The sequence below is a fragment of the Pseudacidovorax intermedius genome, from assembly GCF_003350475.1.
GTDB lineage: Bacteria > Pseudomonadota > Gammaproteobacteria > Burkholderiales > Burkholderiaceae_C > Xenophilus > Xenophilus intermedius.
This window is the reverse complement of sequence record NZ_QQAV01000024.1, coordinates 1-3,048: the sequence shown is the minus strand read 5'-3', so window position 1 is coordinate 3,048 and position 3,048 is coordinate 1. Positions and strand designations below refer to the sequence as shown.

Sequence of the window (3,048 nt, the reverse complement as noted above, 5' to 3'; positions counted from 1 at the left end):
GGCGCTGCCCTGGAAGTTGGCGATGCTGCCGGCTGCCCAGGTGCCGTTGAAGTTGCCGCTGCTGTCGCTCCAGTTGCCGCTGGTGGTGTCCCAGTTGCCGGTGCCGCCGTCGACGAGGTTGTTGCCGGCGCTGGTGTCCCAGTAGGTGTAGCTGGCGGCGGCGCCCAGCAGCAGTTCGTTGGTGCCGCTGGCCCAGTAGGTGCGCGAGGCGGAGTTGCCGTCCAGGCTGATCTGGTTCAGCGGTGCGATGTTGCTGGTGTTGCGTGAGGGGCTGCCTGCGACGGCTGTGGCGTAGAGGTGGTCTGCGCCGTTGGTCCAGTTGGTCACGGCCAGGGCAAAGCTGCCCGGGTCGAGGTTGCTCACGCTCAGGCTGGCGTTGCCGCTGCCGCTCAGGTTCACGATGCTGGCGGCGCTTTGGCTGAGCTTGCCCAGGCTGCTGGTGGTGCCGCCGGCCAGGTTCAGGCTGCCTCCGGCCAGCACGATGTCGACGCCGCTGTTGGTGATGTTGCCGGTGAGGGTGAGGCTGGCGCCGCTGCGTAAGGTGATGATGCCGCTGCCGGTGATGGCGGCGATGCTGTGGCTGCCGCCGGTGAAGTCGACGTTGCCGCCGGTGCCCAGCGCGAGGGTGCCGCTGATGCTGGTGGTGCCGCTGCGGCTGACGCTCAGGCCGTTGACGTCCAGGGTGGCGCCGGCCGCGACGGTGACGGGGGTGGCCGTCGGGATGGCGCCCGCGACGCCGTAGCGCAGGGTGCCGTTGTTGACCAGGGTGTCGACGGCCCAGCCGTTGGGCGTGTGGCCCAGCACGGTGGTGCCGCTGCCTTGTTGTACGACGGTGCCCACGCCCACGGCAGCGTTGGCGATCTGTTTGTTGAAGGTGTAGGTGTCGCTGCGGTTGAAGACCAGGCGGCTGTCGGTGTCCAGCGTGACTTTGTCGACGGCGCCGATGTCCCCGAGGGTGCCGCCGTCGCCCACTTGCAGGGTGCCGCTTCCCGTGACGGTGATGACGCCGGTGGCCGCTGTGGTGGCCTTGATGATGGTGGTGCCGCCCGCGAAGGTCATGCCGAAGGTGCCCGACAGCGGGCTGGCCAGGGTGGCGGTGATGCCGCTGCCGGACAGCACGAAGGTGCTGTTGGCGTTCAGCGACAGGGTGCCGCCCGTGAGAACGTAGCCGTCGACGTTGAAGTTCAGGCCCTTGATGAATTGCGTGCCGCTGACGGTGACGGTGCCGGCCGTGCCCTGGAAGGTGGCGATGCTGCCGGCCACCCAGGTGCTGTTGCTGGCGCCGGTGTTGTCTGTCCACATGAGCTGGCTGTTGTCCCAGGTGCCGGTGCCGCCGTCGATGGTGCCGTTGCCGGGGGTGGTGTCCCAGTAGGTGTAGCCCAGGCTGCCGGGGGTGACCGCCGCGAGCAGTTCGCCCGGCGTGCCGCTGGCCCAGTAGGTGAGCGAGGCGGCATTGACGTCCAGCTTGATCTGGTTGAGCGGCACGAGGTTGGCGGTGTTGCGCGCCGGGGTGCCGGTGACTGCCGTGGCGTAGAAGTGCGTGCTGCCCGCAACCCAGCCGCTGGCCGTGAGGGTCTTGCTCGTGCCCAGGCTGCCGATGCTGGCCACCGTCAAGCTGCTGCCCGCACCGAAGCCGATGGTGCTGGAGTTGGTCTGCGTGAGGGTGCCGAAGCTGTGCGTGAAGGTGCCCAGGTTGAGGGTGCCGCCCGCCATGACGATGTTGACGTTGCTCGCGCTGATGCCCGCCGTGAGGTTCAGGACGGCGCCCGTGTTCACCGTGATGCTGCCGCTTCCGGTGATGGCCGAGACGTTGCTGGTGCCCCCGCTCAGGATCAGCGCGCCACCACTGCCCATGTCCAGCGTGCCGCCTGTGACCGTGAGGCCGGCGGACAGCGTCTGGCTGAAGCTGCCCAGGCTGAAGGTGCCGCCCGTGACCTTGACGGCACTGGCGATCGGTACGGCGTTGGTCACGCCGACCGCCAGCGTGCCGGCGCTCACCGTCGTGTCACCGCTGTAGGTGTTGGCGGCCGTGAGCGTCGTGGTGCCCGTGCCGGTCTGGAACAGCTTGCCGGCTCCGCTGATCACTTTGCTGGAAGCGTAGGCGTTGCTGCGGTTGAACGTGAGGCTGGCATTCGTATTGCTCAGGGCGATGCCTGCATGCGAATCGATGCTGCCCGTCGTGCCACCTGCGCCGACCTGGATGTCTCCAGCGCTGACCGTGATGGCGCCGCTGCCGGTGTTGTCCGACCCCGAGAAAATGATCCTGCCGCCGCCGCTGAGCGAGAAGCCGGTGTCTGGACCTGATGTTCCTTTACCGAAGTAGCCCGTCACGTTCAGCGTGGTTCCGCTCGGGACGGTATACGGCGTGCCCCCGGAGGCCGTGTTGTTGACGTTGACTGCGCTGATGGTGCTGTCGGCGCTGACGGTCACGCCATGGTCGAGCACGTAAGTACCCCAGGTGGTATTGAGCGTGCCGTAGGTGGCCAATACCCCTCCGCTGAGGGTCAGGGGCGGCATGTGCAGGGTGGTCAGTGCATCGAGCTTGAGCGTTCCCGCGACCGAAACGGACGAGGCGGACGTGGATGGGGCGGTGACGTAGCAGCCCAGGTGATTGGAGCTGCCTGCGGCCTGCAAGTCCAGGGTGGCACCGTTGGCAACGCTGATGGGCCCCGTCCCAAGGCCGGATCCGCCCGATCCGCAGTTGTTGAATGTCTGCAGGGTGACGGTACCGGCGTTCACCGTGACTCCACCACTGAAATTGTTGAGGTTGCCGCTCTGCTGGATGACGTTGGTGGTGCCGCCGCCCGTGAATAGGAGGCTGCCCGCGCCGTTCAGCGGCGCCTGAAGGGTGGCCGTCTTGCTGCTCGGTGTGGTCACTGTGCTCGCGCCAGAGAAGGTCAACCCCCCGGTCGTCCCCAGTCCCGTCGCACTGGTGAGGGTGTAGCCCGTGGTGTTGAAGGTCAGCCCGCCCATGCTCTGCGTGCCAGAGACCGTGACCGTGCCGCCGCTGGCGCCTCCGAATGTCGCCACGCTGGTGCCGCCCGCCCA

Annotated in this window: 1 protein-coding gene; it reads right to left on the bottom strand. The window is 67.7% G+C overall.

The window, feature by feature from the left end; translation table 11 throughout:
• Positions 1-3,030, bottom strand: a 3,030-nt coding sequence (locus DFR41_RS27240; RefSeq protein WP_211322672.1) for a beta strand repeat-containing protein, incomplete at its 3' end; no start/stop codon positions are given.
• Positions 3,031-3,048: the final 18 nt, after the last annotated feature.